The following is a 1,573-nucleotide window of genomic DNA, read 5'->3' as shown; positions in this document are numbered from 1 at the left end:
CAAATGCTTGGTTTTATTGGGTTCAGGGTAGCTGTTATGGTAATATACAGGCAACCTTTTTATGGAGGTTTTGCCTATGATGGGTCGCGAGGATCCGCCCCAGCCTTCCCTGTTTTACACTTCCTTTAATCTCGATAAACGCATCCGTCCGAACCATCTGTTACGCAAGGTAGCTGCGGCCATTGACTTTGGTTTCGTGTCCGATGAGGTGGAGCATCTTTACGGTACCAACGGGAACGTATCTGTCCCTCCGCCCGTTATTTTGAAGCTTCTGGTGCTGTTGATGCTCTACAACGTTCGCAGTGAGCGGGAGATGATGGACACCTTGCCGGAGCGTCTGGATTGGCTGTGGTTCCTCGGATATGACCTGGATTCTGAGATCCCTCATCATAGTGTTTTGAGTAAGGCGCGCCGGAGATGGGGAGCCAAACTGTTTGAGACCTTTTTCGAGCGGATCGTCTATCAGTGTGTGGAGGCCGGTCTGGTGGAGGGGAAGAAGCTGTTTATGGATTCGAGTCTTGTGGATGCTGACGCGTCGAGGGAGTCCATTGTTGATACGCACTCTCTGAAGAAGTATTTCAACAAGGCATATCGTCAGCTGGAGAAGCGCCTGGAGAACCTTGAAGACGATGACGATGATGATCCTTCCGATGACAGTGGCAAGCCGCCCCGCCAGGATGTGGTGAACCGCCGCTTCATTTCCACGACCGATCCGGAGGCATAGGTTGTTCGCAAGGGCAAAGGCAAGGCAAACCTGGGCTACCAGTCCCACCGGGCTGTGGACGGATCTTACGGAGTGATAACGCAGACGTTTGTTGGGCCGGGTGACGAGAGTGGGGCTCACCGGTTGGTGGAGTTGTTGGATGGTCATCATGCCAACACGGGACGGGGAGCGGTAACGGTTGTGGCTGATGCCTTGTACGGGACAAAGGAGAACTTCCTCGCCTGTCACGAGAGAGGGGTCCGGGTTCACATCCCTCCGCTGCCGGACTTTCATAAGGACAAAGGAACCCGCAAGGGGATCTTTCCTCCCTCCGCTTTCGTTTACGATGCCATTGAGGACACGATGATCTGTCCCGCCGGCAAGCCGATGACGCTGCGTCACCGGTGGGAAGATAAACAATCCTGTGAATACATGGCGAGGAAGGAAGATTGCCGGGCGTGTGATCTTCGGCCCAAATGCACCCGGTCAACGACAGGAGGAAGGACGGTCAAACGGCACTTCGAACAGGATATCCTGGACCGGTCCTACGATATCGCCAGGAGCCGGGCCGGGCGACGTGACATCGTTATTCGGAAGCATTTCATGGAAGGGTCGTTTGCCGAATCAGGTCGTTATGGGTTCAAAAGGGCCAGGTGGCGCGGGACTGAGCGGGTCCGGATGCAGGACTATCTCATTGCCGCCATCCAGAACATCCGGTTGCTGGTGACCCACGGCAAGCTGAAACCGGCGGCAGCGGGGAAGGTCGGGACGGCTCAGGACAGGAGAATCAACGTTCTTCTTTTACTCGGTTTTGATCCAGTTCAGCCGATCACGGTTTAGGAACATATGGCGGGGAGTTGCGAAAAACCA

2 protein-coding genes and 1 pseudogene are annotated in these 1,573 nt (G+C 54.9%); all 3 read left to right on the top strand.

The genetic code is table 11. The features are described 5' to 3' along the window. The first annotated feature begins 76 nt into the window (after positions 1 to 76). Entirely contained in the window at positions 77 to 724 is a 648-nt protein-coding gene (locus P1S59_14435; protein MDF1527423.1) for a transposase, read from the top strand. 27 nt (positions 725 to 751) lie between these two features. Further along, positions 752 to 970: pseudogene (locus P1S59_14430) on the top strand (transposase). A gap of 96 nt (positions 971 to 1,066) precedes the next feature. Further along, positions 1,067 to 1,543, top strand: coding sequence for a transposase (locus P1S59_14425; GenBank protein ID MDF1527422.1), 477 nt, complete (start codon positions 1,067 to 1,069; stop codon positions 1,541 to 1,543). Positions 1,544 to 1,573 lie beyond the last annotated feature (30 nt).

The organism is bacterium (assembly GCA_029210965.1).
Taxonomy (GTDB): domain Bacteria; phylum BMS3Abin14; class BMS3Abin14; order BMS3Abin14; family BMS3Abin14; genus JALHUC01.
Note: the sequence above shows the minus strand (reverse complement) of the source record. Positions and strands in the feature narration are given on the sequence as shown.